This window comes from Ruegeria sp. G5 (assembly GCF_056533365.1).
Genome location: NZ_JBQFOK010000006.1, coordinates 150,691 through 167,977 on the forward strand (window position 1 = coordinate 150,691; position 17,287 = coordinate 167,977).

14 protein-coding genes and 1 tRNA gene are annotated in these 17,287 nt (G+C 55.8%); 10 read left to right on the plus strand and 5 right to left on the minus strand.

Going from position 1 to position 17,287, the window contains the following annotated elements; genetic code table 11:
- Positions 1 to 4: 4 nt before the first annotated feature.
- Positions 5 to 811: an enoyl-ACP reductase FabI gene (gene fabI / locus ACR0BD_RS12575; protein ID WP_480830910.1), complete on the minus strand. Its 807-nt coding sequence runs from the start codon at positions 809 to 811 to the stop codon at positions 5 to 7.
- A 135-nt stretch (positions 812 to 946) separates the two neighbouring features.
- Here fabI and pdxH point away from each other — a divergent pair, with 135 nt between their 5' ends.
- The 4 genes from pdxH (at position 947) to ACR0BD_RS12595 (ending at position 2,795) form a co-directional block, all read left to right on the plus strand.
- Positions 947 to 1,552 (plus strand): pyridoxamine 5'-phosphate oxidase, encoded by a 606-nt coding sequence (gene pdxH / locus ACR0BD_RS12580; RefSeq protein WP_480693654.1) that lies wholly within the window; start codon positions 947 to 949, stop codon positions 1,550 to 1,552.
- 142 nt (positions 1,553 to 1,694) lie between these two features.
- A complete protein-coding gene (locus tag ACR0BD_RS12585) occupies positions 1,695 to 2,201 on the plus strand; it encodes a cold-shock protein (RefSeq protein ID WP_480694959.1) in 507 nt (168 codons plus the stop codon).
- A 6-nt stretch (positions 2,202 to 2,207) separates the two neighbouring features.
- On the plus strand, positions 2,208 to 2,675 hold the full coding sequence (locus ACR0BD_RS12590) for a DUF192 domain-containing protein (protein ID WP_480830912.1): 468 nt from the start codon (positions 2,208 to 2,210) through the stop codon (positions 2,673 to 2,675).
- A gap of 43 nt (positions 2,676 to 2,718) precedes the next feature.
- A tRNA-Pro gene (locus ACR0BD_RS12595) sits at positions 2,719 to 2,795 on the plus strand.
- 7 nt (positions 2,796 to 2,802) lie between these two features.
- Here ACR0BD_RS12595 and ACR0BD_RS12600 read toward each other — a convergent pair.
- Positions 2,803 to 3,240 carry a hypothetical protein gene (locus ACR0BD_RS12600; protein WP_480830915.1) on the minus strand — a complete coding sequence of 146 codons (438 nt, stop codon included), beginning with the start codon at positions 3,238 to 3,240 and terminating at the stop codon, positions 2,803 to 2,805.
- Between the two features lie 531 nt (positions 3,241 to 3,771).
- Between ACR0BD_RS12600 and ACR0BD_RS12605 the strand changes: the two genes are divergently transcribed.
- Positions 3,772 to 7,386, plus strand: a complete 3,615-nt coding sequence (locus ACR0BD_RS12605) for a vitamin B12-dependent ribonucleotide reductase (RefSeq protein WP_480830916.1) — start codon at positions 3,772 to 3,774, stop codon at positions 7,384 to 7,386.
- Positions 7,387 to 7,471: 85 nt separating this feature from the next.
- A complete protein-coding gene (locus ACR0BD_RS12610) occupies positions 7,472 to 7,930 on the plus strand; it encodes an ImmA/IrrE family metallo-endopeptidase (RefSeq protein WP_480830918.1) in 459 nt (152 codons plus the stop codon).
- A gap of 301 nt (positions 7,931 to 8,231) precedes the next feature.
- On the opposite strand, the gene ACR0BD_RS12615 is transcribed toward ACR0BD_RS12610, so the two are convergent.
- The gene (locus ACR0BD_RS12615) at positions 8,232 to 9,776 is read right to left on the minus strand and encodes a trimethylamine methyltransferase family protein (protein WP_480830919.1); all 1,545 of its coding nucleotides are present in this window, start codon (positions 9,774 to 9,776) and stop codon (positions 8,232 to 8,234) included.
- Between the two features lie 370 nt (positions 9,777 to 10,146).
- Here ACR0BD_RS12615 and ACR0BD_RS12620 point away from each other — a divergent pair, with 370 nt between their 5' ends.
- Complete coding sequence (locus ACR0BD_RS12620) at positions 10,147 to 10,713, plus strand: outer membrane protein (protein WP_480830921.1); 567 nt, start codon at positions 10,147 to 10,149, stop codon at positions 10,711 to 10,713.
- 6 nt (positions 10,714 to 10,719) lie between these two features.
- On the opposite strand, the gene ACR0BD_RS12625 is transcribed toward ACR0BD_RS12620, so the two are convergent.
- Complete coding sequence (locus ACR0BD_RS12625; RefSeq protein ID WP_480830923.1) at positions 10,720 to 11,907, minus strand: pyridoxal phosphate-dependent aminotransferase; 1,188 nt, start codon at positions 11,905 to 11,907, stop codon at positions 10,720 to 10,722.
- Positions 11,908 to 12,170: 263 nt separating this feature from the next.
- Between ACR0BD_RS12625 and cysS the strand changes: the two genes are divergently transcribed.
- Genes cysS through ACR0BD_RS12640 form a run of 3 tightly spaced genes read left to right on the plus strand, consistent with a single transcriptional unit; the run spans position 12,171 to position 15,981 of the window.
- Positions 12,171 to 13,568, plus strand: coding sequence for a cysteine--tRNA ligase (gene cysS, locus ACR0BD_RS12630; RefSeq protein ID WP_480830925.1), 1,398 nt, complete (start codon positions 12,171 to 12,173; stop codon positions 13,566 to 13,568).
- A complete protein-coding gene (gene cimA, locus ACR0BD_RS12635; RefSeq protein ID WP_480830927.1) occupies positions 13,568 to 15,202 on the plus strand; it encodes a citramalate synthase in 1,635 nt (544 codons plus the stop codon). Before cysS ends, cimA begins: the two co-directional genes overlap by 1 nt.
- Entirely contained in the window at positions 15,199 to 15,981 is a 783-nt protein-coding gene (locus ACR0BD_RS12640) for a squalene/phytoene synthase family protein (protein ID WP_480693645.1), read from the plus strand. The genes cimA and ACR0BD_RS12640 overlap by 4 nt, the downstream gene beginning before the upstream one ends.
- 3 nt (positions 15,982 to 15,984) lie before the next feature.
- Here ACR0BD_RS12640 and ACR0BD_RS12645 read toward each other — a convergent pair whose 3' ends face one another.
- Complete coding sequence (locus tag ACR0BD_RS12645) at positions 15,985 to 17,211, minus strand: MFS transporter (RefSeq protein WP_480830996.1); 1,227 nt, start codon at positions 17,209 to 17,211, stop codon at positions 15,985 to 15,987.
- Between the last annotated feature and the right edge of the window lie 76 nt (positions 17,212 to 17,287).

The window sequence follows — 17,287 nt, forward strand, 5'->3', positions numbered from 1 at the left end:
TGCATTAACCTTTTTCAATGTCCGGAGCGTCGACGGCCTTCATGCCGACGATATGGTAACCCGAATCTACGTGCAGGTTTTCGCCCGTCACACCGCCGCTTAAGTCAGACAGAAGATACAGTGCCGAGTTTCCGACGTCGTCGATGGTGACGTTTCTGCGAAGCGGTGAGTTATATTCGTTCCACTTCATGATGTAGCGGAAATCGCCGATTCCGCTGGCTGCAAGCGTTTTGATCGGACCCGCCGAAATCGCGTTCACACGTATTCCGTCTTTGCCCAGGTCTTCTGCCAGATATTTGACCGAAGCTTCCAACGCAGCTTTTGCGACGCCCATCACATTGTAATGCGGCATCACCTGCTCGGCACCATAGTAGGTCAGGGTAATCGCGCTTCCGCCCTCGGTCATCAGTTTCTCTGCGCGCTGCATAACCGCCGTGAACGAATAAACCGAAACATCCATGGTCAGGTTGAAATTCGCGCGAGAGGTATCGACATATCGTCCGCGAAGCTCGTTCTTGTCCGAGAACCCGATCGCATGAACGACGAAATCCAGCTTGCCCCATTTTGCAGAGAGTTCTGTAAACAGCCCGTCAATCGATGCTTCGTCGCTGACATCGCATGGCAGCACGATTTCACTGCCAAGCTGAGCCGCCAAAGGATCGACGCGTTTTTTCAGCGCATCCCCTTGATAGGAAAATGCAAGTTCGGCCCCGGCTTCGGATAAAGCGCGGGCAATCCCCCATGCGATTGATTTGTCATTGGCCAGTCCCATGATGAGGCCGCGTTTGCCGGCCATCAACTGATTTGACATGTTTGGTTCTCCGCCTGTCTTCGCGTCATGTTGGGATGGTTTATGCCATTGGGTGCGCTGCATCAAGGCCGTGCGCCCTTGCTCGTGGCGGGTTCTCGCCCTAGGGTGGAAAACAAGAGTTTCCAGGGGATGGAAATGAGCGAAAGAGAAGGCATTTTTGCCGGCACCGATCCGTTTGAAATCGCGGCTCGGTGGCTGGACGAGGCCAGGGACAGTGAACCGAATGATCCAAACGCGATTGCTTTGGCAACCGTGGACCAAGACGGTTTACCAAACGTCCGTATGGTATTGCTGAAAGAGATCGAGCAGAACGGGTTTGTGTTCTACACCAACTACGAAAGCGCCAAAGCAGCCGAGTTGGACAGCGCCGGAAAAGCTGCATTTGTAATGCATTGGAAATCTTTGCGGCGTCAAATCCGAGTTCGTGGTACAATAACACGCGAAACCGGGCCGCAGGCAGATGAATACTATGCATCCCGGTCACTAAAAAGCCGTTTGGGGGCCTGGGCATCCAAGCAGTCTCAACCCCTGAGCAGCCGCGCCGCTCTGATGGCAGAGGTTGCGAAAGTGACGGCAAAACTGGGTCCGAATCCGCCGCGCCCACCGTTTTGGGGCGGTTATAGATTGGAGCCGACAGAGATAGAGTTTTGGGCAGACGGGGCGTTCCGGCTGCATGATCGGTTTCAGTGGCGGCGTGATCAGACAGGCGCTGGGTGGCAAGTGCAAAGGTTGAATCCATGACGTTCACGTATCGTGAAATGCAACACTCAGAGAACAAAGGACTTTTTCGGCTTGAATTTGTGAGCCATTCACATACACATCGAACCCTTAACGTTTTGAAAAAACACGCGATGGGAACACTGTGCCAGAAGATCTGAACAACATGTACCGTGTACATGGACACGTAAAATGGTTCGACCCTGCTAAAGGGTACGGATTTGTCGTGTCTGATGAAGGCGGTCCGGATATTCTGTTACATGTGAATGTGTTACGTAATTTTGGTCAAAGCTCGGTCGCGGATGGGGCCGGGATCGAGATCATGACACACCGCACGGATCGCGGTGTTCAGGCGGTCGAGGTGATCAGTGTCGATCCCCCCGCCAGAGCCGACTCGTTGATGTTGGCGGATTTTGCAGAACTGGATCCAACGGCGATTGCTGCGGCCCCGCTCGAGGCAGCGCGGGTCAAGTGGTTCGACAAAGGTAAGGGATTCGGATTCGCGAATGTTTTCGGTCGGGGAGAAGATGTGTTTTTGCATATCGAGGTTCTGCGGCGATCGGGTTTGGCAGACTTGCAACCCGGTGAGGCGCTTGCAATGCGCGTCATTGACGGGAAGCGGGGGCGTATGGCAGCTCAGGTTTTGGCCTGGGAAGCTGCGCTGGATGATTAACCCAAGATGATCAAAAGTATTGCGGCAATTGCGACTGTCTTGGCTTGCTACGCCGGAGTTGCGACTGCCGCATGTGACCCAGATCGGGTTAACCTTAGAAACGATAAATCCCAAGTCAGTTTCAATATCGAATTGGCCGTATCGCCGCAGGAACGTTCGCGCGGTTTGATGTTCAGGGAATCACTGCCGCAACGGTCGGGCATGTTGTTTATCTTCGACCCGCCGCAGCCGGTTGCGTTCTGGATGAAGAACACACTGATTCCCTTGGACATGATTTTCCTGGACCGAACGGGGACGGTGGTTCACGTGCACAGCAACGCAATACCCGGTGATCTGACACCGATCGAGGGTGGAGATTCGGTGTACGCCGTGTTGGAAATCAACGCTGGTTTGGCAGATAGATACCTTATCGCGCCCGAAACCCAGATGCGGCACGAAGTTTTTTCGCAAGGCCCCGCAATTTGGCCCTGTTAGGGCTTTTCAAATCAGAAAGTCATCGTTAGGAAGGCGCACGGTCCGGGGCGTGGCGCAGTCTGGTAGCGCACCTGTTTTGGGTACAGGGGGTCGTAGGTTCGAATCCTGCCGCCCCGACCATTTCTTCTTACAATGCTGGTGAACCACCCATTGCCTGGTAGAGCGCGCTAAGCGCTCTATCCAGCGTTTCGCTTTCAACAGGAACTTGTTTCGCAGGTCCGTCTTTTTGTGGAACGTTGAAAAACAATTCGGCGTCTACACGGTATCCGTCTGTGATTCTTGTCGAAGTGAGCCGCATGACACTTTTGGGCAAGTCTTGCGGGTAACCTTCATAATTGAGAATCAGAAAAGCTGTCGTATCGGGGGGTAGGAACTCGGTACATTCGAACACCTGATTCCCGACACGCTGAAATTGTTCGCCAGGACCGTTACAACTGGTTTCAAAGGTCTCAAACAGTCGATCTGGATAGCTCGAAAACTGTGCACTTCGACTTGGTTGGGGCACATCTTGTGTTGTGCAGGCCACGATAAGCGGCATCAGGGGAAGTAATCGAAGCACGTTCATCTGTCTCTGCACCCTCAATCAGTTGCGCTTTGGATGGTGCTCGGTTTCGAGCGTCTGAAAAAGGGCGCGCTGATTCCTTTCCCTGCGCTCCATCTTAGTGCCGCTTTATCAAAAGGCGATAACTGTGCCGGGATACACGGTTAATTGTACTGACGCGTATTCGATCATTTGCGGTGGATCGGTGGATGAACTTGTGGAGGAATCGTGCAGAGCTCAGGCGAGCGACCTCAAAGATAACGGGTCAACACAAAAGATTTCAAAAATGACTTAAAAAGGCCGTTGACGTTCTATGGGTGAATACGCCAGATTGTATGAGCCGAATGTGGTGCCACTAAATCTGGTAGCAAAACCGGAGTAAGGCATAGGGCGAGGGTCGGAACGCACATCATTATTACGTGCAACCGTTGGAACGGGGTTGCGCTGTCATAGGCAGCGTCCGGTCTTTTGCGCCCAAACTTTCAGGCAAGGCTGATGGTTCCCGGATTTGGACCTGATGCCTAAGGACAAGTTGATTGAACTAGGGCGGCGGACATGAAGATTGAAAGAAAGTTCACTAAATCGGGGCAAGATGCTTACGCAGATCTGGACTTTGTGTCTGCGACCTCCGAGATCCGAAATCCGGATGGCACCATCGTTTTCCGCCTTGATGACATCGAAGTACCCGCAAGCTGGAGTCAGGTAGCAAGCGACGTCATTGCGCAGAAATACTTCCGCAAAGCTGGCGTTCCGTCTGCGCTGAAAAAGGTCAAGGAAAAGGGCGTGCCAGAGTTTCTGTGGCGCTCTGTTCCGGCAGAAGATGCCGAGTTCGATGGTGAAACATCCTCGAAGCAGGTCTTTGATCGCTTGGCCGGTGCATGGGCCTATTGGGGCTGGAAAGGCGGCTATTTCTCGACCGAAGAAGACGCACGCGCCTACTTTGACGAGATGCGCTATATGCTGGCAACCCAGCGTGCCGCGCCGAACTCGCCGCAATGGTTCAACACCGGTCTGCACTGGGCTTACGGGATCGACGGTCCTGCGCAGGGGCATCACTATGTTGATTACAAAACCGGCAAGCTGACCAAATCGAAATCCGCCTATGAGCATCCGCAACCGCACGCGTGCTTTATCCAGTCCGTCGATGATGATCTGGTCAACGAAGGCGGTATCATGGATCTGTGGGTGCGTGAGGCGCGCCTGTTCAAATACGGCTCGGGCACCGGGACGAACTTCAGCCATCTGCGGGCTGAGGGCGAGGCGCTGTCGGGTGGCGGCAAGTCCTCGGGCCTGATGGGCTTTCTCAAGATCGGCGACCGCGCCGCTGGCGCGATCAAATCAGGCGGGACAACCCGTCGAGCAGCAAAGATGGTAATCGTCGATGCAGATCACCCCGATATCGAGCAATTCATCGAATGGAAGGTGATCGAAGAGCAGAAGGTGGCCTCGATCGTTGCCGGATCGAAGATGCACGAGAAGATGCTGAACGGCATTTTCGAGGCCATCCGCAGCTGGGACGGTGCCGCCGATGACGCCTATGATCCGAACAAGAATGACAGTCTTAAAACTGCTGTGCGTGAGGCCAAAAAGGTCGCGATCCCTGAGACTTACATCAAACGCGTGCTGGACTATGCGCGGCAGGGCCACGACAGCATTGAATTCCCGACCTATGATACGGACTGGGATTCCGAAGCCTATAGCTCCGTCTCGGGACAGAACTCGAACAACTCGATCCGTGTGACAAATGCGTTCCTGACAGCCGTCGAAAAGGACGCCGATTGGGAACTGATCAACCGGACCGATGGTAAGGTCGCCAAAACCGTAAAGGCGCGTGATCTGTGGGAAAAGGTTGGCCACGCCGCATGGGCTTGCGCCGATCCGGGCATCCAGTTCCACGACACCGTTAATGAATGGCACACATGCCCTGAAGATGGTGAGATCCGCGGCTCGAACCCGTGTTCGGAATACATGTTCCTCGATGACACGGCCTGTAATCTTGCCTCGATGAACCTGCTGACCTTCCTCAAGGATGGTGAGTTCCAAGCGGCCGACTACATGCACGCCTCACGCCTGTGGACCCTGACGCTGGAAATCTCGGTGACGATGGCGCAGTTCCCGTCGAAGGAAATCGCGCAACTGTCCTATGACTTCCGCACTTTGGGTCTGGGTTATGCCAATATCGGTGGCTTGCTGATGAATATGGGCTACAGCTACGACTCGGATGAGGGGCGTGCGATCTGTGGCGCGTTGACCGCGATCATGACCGGTGTGGCTTATGCGACCTCGGCTGAGATCGCGGGTGAACTGGGTGCGTTCAAGGGCTATGAGCGCAACGCGGACCACATGCTGCGCGTCATCCGTAACCACCGCCGCGCGTCGCAGGGCGTGACTGAGGGCTATGAGAAACTGGCAGTGAAGCCGGTGCCTCTGGACCACGGCAACTGCCCGGACAAGCGTTTGATTGACTTGGCTATGTCGGCCTGGGATGAGGCACTGAGCCTTGGCGAGAAGAACGGTTACCGCAACGCGCAGGCCACTGTGATCGCGCCGACCGGCACCATCGGTCTGGTGATGGATTGTGACACCACCGGGATCGAGCCGGACTTTGCTCTGGTCAAGTTCAAGAAGCTGGCCGGTGGCGGTTACTTCAAGATCATCAACCGTTCGGTGCCGTCGGCGCTGGAGAAGCTGGGCTATTCCTCGTCTCAGATCGAAGAGATCGTCGGTTACGCCGTGGGCCACGGCACCATCGGCAACGCGCCGGGGATCAACCACACCTCGCTGACTGGTCACGGCTTTGGCCCGAATGAACTGGCGAAAGTGGATGCTGCGCTGGAAAGCGCCTTCGACATCCGCTTTGTCTTCAACCAGTGGACGCTGGGTGAGGATTTCTGCACCGGTGTTCTGGGCATCCCGGCCACCAAGCTGAATGACCCGACCTTCGACCTACTGCGTCACCTGGGTTTCACCCGCGCGGATATCGAAGCGGCGAACGATCACGTCTGCGGAACCATGACGCTGGAAGGTGCGCCGCATCTGAAAGAGGAACACTATTCCATCTTTGACTGCGCCAACCCGTGCGGCAAGAAAGGCAAGCGTTTCCTTGGGGTTGATAGCCACATCACCATGATGGCGGCAGCGCAAAGCTTCATCTCGGGTGCGATTTCCAAGACGATTAACATGCCGAACGACGCGACCATCGAGGATTGCCAGAAGGCTTATGAACTCAGCTGGTCGCTGGGTGTGAAGGCCAACGCGCTGTACCGCGACGGCTCGAAACTGTCGCAACCGCTGGCATCAGCGCTGGTCGAAGACGATGACGAAGCGGCGGAAGTTCTGGAAAGCGGTACGCCCGCCGAAAAGGCTGCCGTGCTGGCCGAAAAGGTCATCGAAAAGGTGGTCGTGAAGGAAATCGTCCGCTCGCACCGCGAAAAGATGCCCGAGCGTCGGAAAGGGTACACGCAGAAAGCCATCGTGGGTGGCCATAAGGTCTATCTGCGGACGGGCGAGTATTCGGACGGCTCGCTGGGCGAAATTTTCATCGACATGCACAAGGAAGGTGCTGGCTTCCGGGCGATGATGAACAACTTTGCCATCGCGGTCTCGGTCGGTCTGCAATACGGCGTGCCGCTGGAAGAGTTCGTGGATGCCTTTACCTTCACCAAGTTCGAACCGGCGGGAATGGTGCAGGGCAACGACTCGATCAAGAACGCGACGTCGATCCTGGATTACATCTTCCGTGAACTGGCCGTGTCCTATCTGGACCGCACCGATCTGGCCCATGTGAAGCCCGAAGGCGCAACCTTTGATGACATTGGCCGCGGTGAGGAAGAGGGTGTCTCGAACGTCTCAGAGATCAGTGAAAGTGCAGCGTCCAAGTCGTTGGAAGTGCTTAAGCAAATCAGTTCGACTGGGTATCTGCGCAAGCGGTTGCCGCAGGACTTGGCTGTGTTCACACCGCAAGCTGATGCCACAGGAATGGCCGAACCCGCGGCTGTTTTTGATGCCCCGGCGGAAACGGTGGTTGCGACAAGCATGGACGCACGCACCAAAGCCAAGATGCAGGGTTATGAGGGTGATCCTTGCGGCGAATGCGGAAACTACACACTGGTGCGGAACGGCACCTGCATGAAATGCAACACTTGCGGGGCGACCAGCGGGTGTAGCTAAGGCGAGAAAGGTAAATCGGATGAGATCTTTCAGAGAGCTTTTCAAAAGACTACCTGCCGACGGCAAAGTAAGGCATGAGCTGAGAATGTTTAACTTGGCTCCAAAAGTGGACGGCAAGGCTAGATCTGTGAAGGAACTAGCCGAGGCCCTTGGTTTCTCGGTGGAAAGGAAGTTTTTGCCTAGAGGTATGGCTGGTCGCTTAGTACAGGACCCGTTTTCCGAAAATGGCTATTGCATCGAGGTAAACAAAGGTCATTCAGTGGAAAGTCAGCGATGGTCAGTGCTTCACGAAATGGGGCATTTTTTCCTGCACTCTGATGTGCAGGACCCTCTTGCCGACCCTATGTACTTGGACCGTTCTGAAAGCGCCTTTTACCTAGATACCCGTCTGGAAGCGGAAGCTAATGAATTCGCAGCTGTAGTACTGTTCGGTGACGGTGCGCTGGCAGCAGCTATAGGCCTGCATGGCCACAACATCCAACGGTTAGCGAAGCATTTTGGTGTTTCGGAGCAAACAATTCGAATTGCGTTGAGGCAATTCTAAGGCAAACGCCCCGCCAGGCGGGGTGTAGGGACCTGGGCTTTCCCCCGAATGCCCGGTCCCGACGAATACGGAGAAAGGCGCCGAGACTTACCAACGATGCCTTTTTCCACTCGGCCGACATGCCCGTGTGGGCCGGGAACAGGGTGGGGCGGAATATTGCTCTTTCCCACTCTTTCACGGGACGGGTGCGCTCGTCCCATGCGCAGTCCAGGCCGCAGGCAAAAAAACACCGGGCGGTCAACGATATGAGCCTGGATGGCGAAACTCAAAAGGGGGCCTCGGCCCCCTTTTTTTCAGCCAGTTATGCTGGCAAGTGAATGTTGAAGGCAGCCCGTATCTCCGCATCCAAAAGCGGATCAAACCGCGCGGGTGACGGCGTAGACAAGATCTCTTCTTTTCGTGCCGTAGCCTTGGCGATCAGGTCTGGTTTTCCCAACTCGGCCCATTCTTTAGGCGATGTTCGGTCACCAAACGTGGGATAAACGTAATCCGCTTGCATTCGGCTGAGTGTCGCATCGGTACCCAAATAGTGTCCGGGGCCGCCCATACAAACCTCGGCGATTTGATCCAGTGCCAGCGTTTCGTCTGTCACTTCAATCCCGCGCACACAGCGCTGCGCCTGACCTATAAGATCGTCGCCCAAGATCAGGCTTTCAAAGCAGAATCCCAAAAGCGATGCGTGCATACCGGCAGCTTCATACACCATGTTCACACCGGAAAGACCGGCCATGACGTTTGAACACATCTGTTCCCATCCGGCCTGCATATCCGGCATTTTGGAATCAGACGCGCCTGCGGCAGCGCCGCCGGGCAGGTTATAGAACTGGTGCATTTGCCCGCACCCGGCGGTCAACAACGCTTGTTCACCCGATCCGATTGACATCGCGCCAGTTCGCAGGTCCAGACCGAAAGGCCAGGTGCCAAAAATCGCCGGAGCACCGGGCTTTACCGCATTTACGTAAACCAACCCAGCGAGGCATTCGGCGGTCGCCTGCGTGATGGCGCCGGCAATGGTCGAGGGTGCCGTAGCTCCGGCCATGCCAGCCGACAGCAGCAGAATCGGCATTCCGGCCTTGATGCACTCTTCCATGACCTCGCAGCTTTCGGTCGCGAACTTCATAGGAGGAACAACAAAGCAGTTGGTATTCGAGATAAAGGGACGTTCGCGCCACTTGTCCTCACCGCCCGCGATCATGTGGATCATCTCCATGGCCGGAGCAACGTGGCTGGGTTCCGTAAAAGACGTGCCGATGTGTTTAAACGTCCCCGAACAGCTTGCGTAGATTGTGTTCAGGTCCATCTCCATGTTGTCGGCAATGTCACGACACACCATAGGACGTTGAACAAAATGGATATTTTCCAGTTGCTGACAGATGCGCGCTGCGTCGTGCAGGTCTTGTACCGTGGAATCCCGGTACGAATTTCCCTGTACGTCGACCATGCTGACGGCGGCACCTGCTGTCCCGTAATGTACGCGGGACCCCGACAGATCCAGATCAGTTTTTCCGTCGCGGCTGAACAGTGTAACTGACCGGTTTGCCCTGGCAATTGTGTCTTCGACCAAGGCGCGCGGAAACCGTATTCTTCCGTCGTCGCCCAGAATGCAGCCAGCGCCGACCAAATAGTCAATTCCGCTTTGCGGTGCGTCGGCAAGACCTATGGTTTCCAAGGCGGTCAGCGCCGCGTTGTGAATCTGTTCTACTTGCGTTTGGGTCAGCGGCTTGTAGGTGCCGCCCTCAAGGCCGGGACGGATCGGGCGCAAATGGTCCGGAAGGGCCGAAGCCCGGGCCGCACGACGCGCTGCACGTCCGCCGCTGCGCGATGAGGTAGGGGATTGATCATTCATTTTGTTATTCCGGTTGGTGAGAGTGGCAGTGACGGTTACGCGGCTGCCCCGGATGGCCGCCCACGCGCTGCACGTCCGCGATCCGCACCAATGGTGCGGCTGATCAAACGGATCTTCCAGATATCACTTGGCATTAAGGTCCTCACCTTGGTGTCCATCAGTTTTCCGACTCTGGCCGACACAATCTGTTCTGTTTGCGACCACGACGGAAAAAAGCGAAACAATCTTACAGACCAAACATACTCCACATTGTCCGAAATCAGGAAATTTTGGCGAAATTAGGATATTCTGTTATAATTCTATCACTTATTTAGCAGCTTTTCGTGAGCTCAATTGATTTTTAAGGTTTGCCGACCAGCTTTGTGACACGATGAAACACATAGTCCAAAGCTTTGGTGAAAGGTTTTTGGTGAATTTGATGAATGCCCGTTCGGCCCTTTTTGTCACATTATTCGTGACCTGCACCGTCCCTGCGGTGGCTGAGGACTGGAGTGGTGCGTATGCCGGTTTCAGCTTTGGATATGCTGACGCGGATGGACCAAACGGTTCAAGTGGAAGCGATTTAAGCTTTGGCCCGCATGTCGGCTATGACTATGATTTCGGGAATTTTGTCCTTGGTGGTGAGCTTGAGTATAACCGCCTGTCCCTGAACCTTGGCCAGAACGAAGGCAGTATCGACAGTATGACCCGCCTCAAGCTGCGCGGCGGGTACGATTTTGGCTCTGCTCTGGGGTATGTCGTAATCGGTGCTGCGCGGGCGGATACCTCTGTCGATAATGACACGGCTGCGGTTTACGGCATTGGCGTTGCCTACCCGATCGGGGATAATTTTGTCATCAGCGGCGAGGCCCTGCGCCAGAACTTTGATGACGTTACCCAATCCGAAGGTGGGTTGGATTCGAACGTGTTCAATCTGCGCACGACTTTCCGGTTTTGAGAACCATCATTCTGCAGCGTCCCTGTCTGCCAACTCAGCCGCAAAATCACAGATCGTTTTCAGTGCAGTAGCAAAACGTTCATCATCAATTGTCATCGCGACGCGGATATGACCTGCAGCAGCTTTCCCAAAGCTTTCGCCCGGCATGACAGCTATCGCATGCGTATCCAGTAACGCGTTTGCAAAGGCCTCTCCGCTCAGGCCGGTGGCGCGCATGTCCAGCATTAGGTACATGGCACCTTGTGCCGGTACCAAATGGACGGTGTTTTGCGCCTTTAATATGTCGACCGCCAAACTGCGACGTCTTCGAAACGGGGCAGCTATTTCCGCCTCAAGAGTATTGCCGGACGTCAAAGCAAACGCGGCAGCATCCTGAATGAAACCCGGAACGCCATAGGTAGTGTGCGTTGCCAAGTTGATCATATGGTTGATCACTTCCTCAGGGCCAACTACCCATCCGCACCGGGACCCGGTCATGGCATGAGATTTCGACATTGAACCGATAACCAAAGTGCGCTCGACCATGTCGGGCAGTGCCCGGGGTGAAAAATGCTCACCTTCCCAAACCTGTGTGTCATAAACTTCATCTGAAATAAGCCACAGGTCTCGATTGCGGCACAGACTGGCGATGTCGGTTAGGGTTGCTTTGGAGTACACGACGCCAGTCGGGTTATTCGGTGTATTGATCAGCAACGAAACAGCACCTTGAGCGGCCGCATCTATTCGGGCGGCGCGTGGTTGGAAATCATCTTCGGCTGCCGTCTGTACTGCGCGCGCGGTCGCACCCGCACCGCGGATCGTTCCGGGATAGGTGGCGTAGTAAGGATCGAGGTACAGCCCCACATCCCCCGGGTTGCAGACAGCGACGTGCGCCGCAAACAGAGCGGACTGCCCACCCGGTGTGATCAGGACATTGTTCCGAGTGGTTGGAACCCCCGTGCGCGCCTGCACGCGTGCAGCGACAGTATCCCGCAACAGGTCGGTTCCCGGAACCATTGCATAGCCCGTATGCCCTTGACGTGCGGACAGATCCATCGCGTCAAGGATAACCGGCGCAGTTCTGATATCGTGCTCGCCGATGGTTAACTCGGTAATCGCATGACCTTCACTGATCATGCGACGCGCACGATAGAACACGTCCCATCCGTCGCTGCCGCCTTCGGTTAGATGAGTGATGCGTTGCGACAATGTCATGGTGTTCTCCGCATGGGTCTTTCGCCGACAGGGCCAGAGCGGTCTGCTTTTGTCAATCGGCTTGCGGTGTGAACGTGAGGGCTTGGCGTAGGGACGCAGCCGTGGTAGCCATCTGCCTATGAAACACGTGACACGCATCATTATTACGTGCTGCATTCCCTGCTGATCTTTCACGCGGGCCGGTTTCTTTCGTTTTCTTCCCTGAGACAAGTTGCTAAGCCCGCGTCAACGCGAGACGCCAAGCTGTTCTTAGGAGCGAACCGATGACGACGATCAAACTGCACAACACGCGGACGCGGACGAAAGAGGATTTCGTCCCGCTCAGTGCTGATAATGTGCGGATGTATGTCTGCGGACCCACCGTTTACGATCGCGCGCATCTGGGTAACGCTCGACCTGTGGTTGTGTTCGATGTTTTGTACCGGCTTTTGCGTCACGCTTATGGGGCGGAACACGTAACTTATGTCCGCAATTTCACGGATGTAGACGATAAGATTAACGCAACCGCCTTGGCGCGGCAGAAGGCGGGTGCCGTCGGAACACTGGAGCAGCTTGTTCAGGAACGGTCTGATGAAACCATTGGATGGTACCTGCATGATATGGGTGCACTGGGCGCGCTTGAACCCAATCAGATGCCAAGGGCAACGCAGTACATCGAACAGATGGTCACGATGATCCAAGACCTGATCGAGAAAGGGCACGCCTATGCTGCAGAGGGCCATGTTCTATTTACGGTAGACAGCTGGAAGGACCAATACGGCGCTTTGTCTGGCCGGTCGGTTGATGACATGATCGCAGGCGCACGCGTCGAAGTGGCGCCATACAAGAAAAACCCGATGGATTTCGTGCTTTGGAAGCCATCTACGGACGAGTTGCCAGGTTGGGATAGCCCCTGGGGCCGCGGGCGTCCCGGTTGGCACATCGAATGCTCGGCCATGAGCTTTGAGTTGCTGGGTGAGAGCTTTGACATTCACGGCGGCGGTAATGACCTGATGTTCCCGCACCATGAAAACGAAATCGCTCAAAGCCGGTGCGCCCATCCGCATGGTGAATTTGCGCGCGTGTGGTTGCACAACGAGATGCTGCAGGTCGAGGGTAAGAAAATGTCCAAGTCGTTGGGCAATTTCTTTACCGTGCATGACCTACTGGAACAGGGCGTGCCAGGAGAGGTCATCCGGTTTGTATTCTTGCAAACCCACTATCGCAAACCGATGGATTGGACGGAAAAAAAGGCGCGTGAGGCAGAAGCGACCTTGCGCAAGTGGCGGGCGCTGACAGCGGGCATCGAGCCCGCCGCCAGCGCGGCACCCTCGGTTATCGCTGCGCTCAGTGATGACCTGAACACTGCGGGTGCCTTGGCTGAACTCTACCGTCTGGCCTCGGATGGTGATGCCCAAGGATTATTGGCCAGTGCTCAATTGCTGGGCCTGTTACTGCCGGAAATGGGGGCGTGGGCCGACACAGCCTCTGTTGATTTGGCAGCGCATGCTCAGAAACTGACAGCCGCACGGGCAGCCGCGATGGAAACGAAAGACTTTGCCGAAGTGGATCGCCTGAAATCGGCGTATCTGGCAGCCGGTCTCGAGGTTCGGATGAGCAAAGATGGGGTAGAGCTGGTGCCTGGCGCCGGATTTGATGCCGCAAAGCTGGAAGGTGTGTGATGACAAAGGAACGTCTTTTTCTTTACGACACCACCTTGCGGGATGGGCAGCAAACGCAGGGCGTGCAGTTTTCAACGGCTGAAAAAGTGCAGATCGCGCAAGCACTGGATGCTTTGGGCGTAGATTATATCGAAGGTGGATGGCCTGGTGCGAACCCAACTGACAGCGCTTTTTTTGAAGCGGCACCGAAAACAAAGGCATGTCTGACCGCGTTTGGCATGACGAAAAGGGCCGGACGCTCAGCCGAGAATGACGATGTTCTGGCGGCTGTCATGAACGCCGGCACACAGGCCGTTTGTCTAGTGGGAAAGTCGCATGACTATCATGTCACCCATGCGCTTGGGTTGACGCTTGAGGAAAATCTGGAAAACGTTCGTGCCTCGGTCGCTCATATCGTTGTGCAGGGGCGCGAGGCGCTATTTGACGCCGAGCATTTCTTTGACGGGTATAAAGACAATCCGGATTATGCGGTTGCGGTTTGTCGTGCCGCGCTGGAAGCCGGGGCGCGCTGGATCGTTTTGTGTGACACGAATGGTGGCGCGTTGCCGGCTGAGGTATCCCGGATCGTTTCAAAGGTTATCGCGGCAGGCTTGCCGGGCGATCGCTTGGGCATTCATACGCATAACGACACGGAAAACGCGGTGGCGTGTTCGCTGGCCGCTGTGGACGCTGGCGCGCGTCAAATTCAGGGTACATTGAACGGATTGGGGGAACGCTGCGGAAACGCCAATCTGACCGCGCTAATCCCGACCTTGCTGTTGAAAGAACCTTATGCCTCTCAGTTTGACATCGGTGTCAGCGGGCAGGCATTGGCCAGCTTAACCCGTGTCAGTAGAATGCTGGACGATATCCTAAACCGTGTTCCCAGCAAACAATCCGCCTATGTCGGGGCGTCCGCCTTTGCGCATAAGGCGGGGCTGCACGCAAGCGCGATCCTCAAGGATCCAACGACTTACGAGCATATTGATCCGCAGGCCGTGGGTAACGACCGGATCATTCCCATGTCGAACCAGGCTGGACAATCGAATCTGCGCAAGCGCCTGACCGAAGCAGGCCTGAAAGTCGATGCGGGCGATCCTGCTTTGGGGCGGATTTTGGATGGGATCAAACTGCGCGAGGCAGACGGGTATTCCTACGACACGGCGCAGGCCAGTTTCGAGCTGCTGGCGCGCGAAGAGTTGGGGCAGCTTCCTGAGTTCTTTGAAGTCAAGCGGTACAAGGTCACCGTTGAGCGGCGTAAAAACAAATACAACAAGATGGTCAGCCTGTCCGAAGCCGTCGTGGTTGTAAAAGTCGATGGGGAAAAGAAACTGTCGGTCAGTGAATCCCTCGACGAAGATGGCAGCGATCGGGGGCCGGTGAACGCGCTGGCGAAAGCGTTGTCCAAGGACTTGGGCCGGTATTCCCGCATTTTGGACGATATGCATCTTGTGGACTTCAAGGTTCGCATAACGCAAGGCGGGACCGAGGCTGTTACGCGGGTTATCATTGACAGCGAGGACGGGCAGGGACGTCGGTGGTCGACAGTCGGCGTCAGTGCAAACATAGTTGATGCCTCTTTCGAAGCATTGTTGGACGCGATCCAGTGGAAGCTGGTGCGAGATTGTAACCCCCAGGCGGCGGTGGCCGAGTGAGCGTCGCTTTCGACGAAGATGTAAAGGCCTGTGCCGCGCTCGTGCATCGCGCCGATCCCGACCGGTTCATGGCGGCAATGGCGGCACCGGTTGCGGCGCGGGCCGTTTTGTTTCCGATTTATGCGTTAAATGTTGAAGTTTCCCGTGCGCCGTGGGTGACGCAGGAAACGATGATCGCTGAAATGCGGCTGCAGTGGTGGCGTGATGCGCTGGATGAGATTGCCCAAGGCAAGACGGTGCGCAAGCATGAGGTCGTTACGCCATTGTCTCGGGTTTTGTCGGCGGAACTTGCCGGGGTTTTGGATGAGTATGTGGCTGTAAGGCGCTGGGACATATACAAAGACCCGTTCGAAGATCAGGCCCATTTTGATGCGTATATAGACAAAAGCGCGGGTTCACTTTTGGTTGCATCTGCCCAATCACTGGGTACAGCAGACGAAACTGTGTTGCGTGATTTTGGCTATGCAACCGGAGTTGCCAACTGGCTGCGGGCCATCCCGCAACTGGAGGAGAGAGGCCGTATTCCGCTGTTGGACGGAACTCCGGATGGGGTTCGAACCCTTGCGCAAACGGCGTTGGACAGGTTGCTGCGGGCTCGGACGCAACGCGACGCAGTCTCTCAAGAAGCCGTGCCAGCATTATACGCGGGTTGGCAGGCTGAATGGGTTCTGTCACAGGCAGTCGCGCGCCCGGATCGCGTGGCCGCCGGTCAACTGTCGCAAGGCGAAATCAAACGAAGACTGTCACTGATGTGGAAAGTTTCCCAGGGGCGCTGGTAACGATCAGGCTGTTTCCGGCTCATTGGGGCGCAGCACCAGCCAGAGCAACGCGCCACCGGCAAGGGTGAGCAGGGGGATCATGGCAAGGTTTACGGCTGTCCACCCCTCGACCGGCGAGCCACCCGAGCAGTTCATCAAGCCGCCAGACGACAAGGACGCAAGCGTCACGCCACCGAAAATCAGCAAGTCGTTCAGACCTTGCATACGGCTTCGTTCACTGACGCTGTGCGACTCAGCCAACATCGTGGTGGCACCGATAAAGCCAAAGTTCCAACCGATACCCAGTAGGATCAAAGCGAAATAAAAGTTCTCAAGTTCAATGCCCTGCAACGCGACGACGCCTGCACCGGCCAAGATTGCCAGCCCGAGTGTTACAATTTTTTCAACCCCGAACCGGGCGATCAAATGCCCGGTAACAAAGCTGGGAGCGAACATCGCAAGCACATGTCCTCTGACAACGTCCGCCGCGTCATTGGCAGTAAAACCGCAGCCCACGACTGCTAGCGGCGTCGCTGTCATCACAAGGTTCATCAAAGCGTACGAGACCATTGCACAAATGATTGCCACCGCAATCCGTGGAGTTTTCAGCATTTCGAGCCGTGTTCGGCCTTGAGGTGATCCTTCCTGCACTTTGGGTGGTGTCGGGATGTCCAAAAAGAAGAACAGGGCCGAACCGAAAACGTTCAACGCGATTACGGCCAGGTAAGTGCCGAGGAAGGGAATGACGTAGGCCGTCTGGGTCAACTTGACGATCTCAGGGCCAATGAGGGCTGCGGCCAGCCCACCCGCCATAACATAGGAAATCGCTTTGGCTCGAAATTCGTCCGAGGCTGTATCAGCGGCGGCAAAGCGATAGAAACCGTGCGCGCTCATGTATACACCGGTCAGCAGGCTGCCCAGCAGAAACACGGGAAACGAGCCTAGAAACAGGCCATATGCTCCGACCAGACCGCCACATGCGCCGGCAGTCGCGCCTACCAGAAAACCTGCGCGTCGTCCCCAACGTTGCATGATCGCCGAGATCGGGGTCGCGGCAAGCATAGAGCCCAAAACGATCAGTGATATCGGTAGTGTTGCAAGGCATGCGTTTGACGCCAGTGACTCGCCCGCCAACCCACCGACGATAAAGATCATCGGCATCTGGGCACCCAGAACAGCCTGAGCAGCCACCAACACGGCGACATTCCGTTTGGCCTGACTGTTGTCTGGTGCGCTTGCGGTCATGGTCATACGCCAATGGGTATCGGTGAATTGCGACACGCACAAGCGGGTTGCATCTGCGACAAACCACCCTAACGTGCACGTG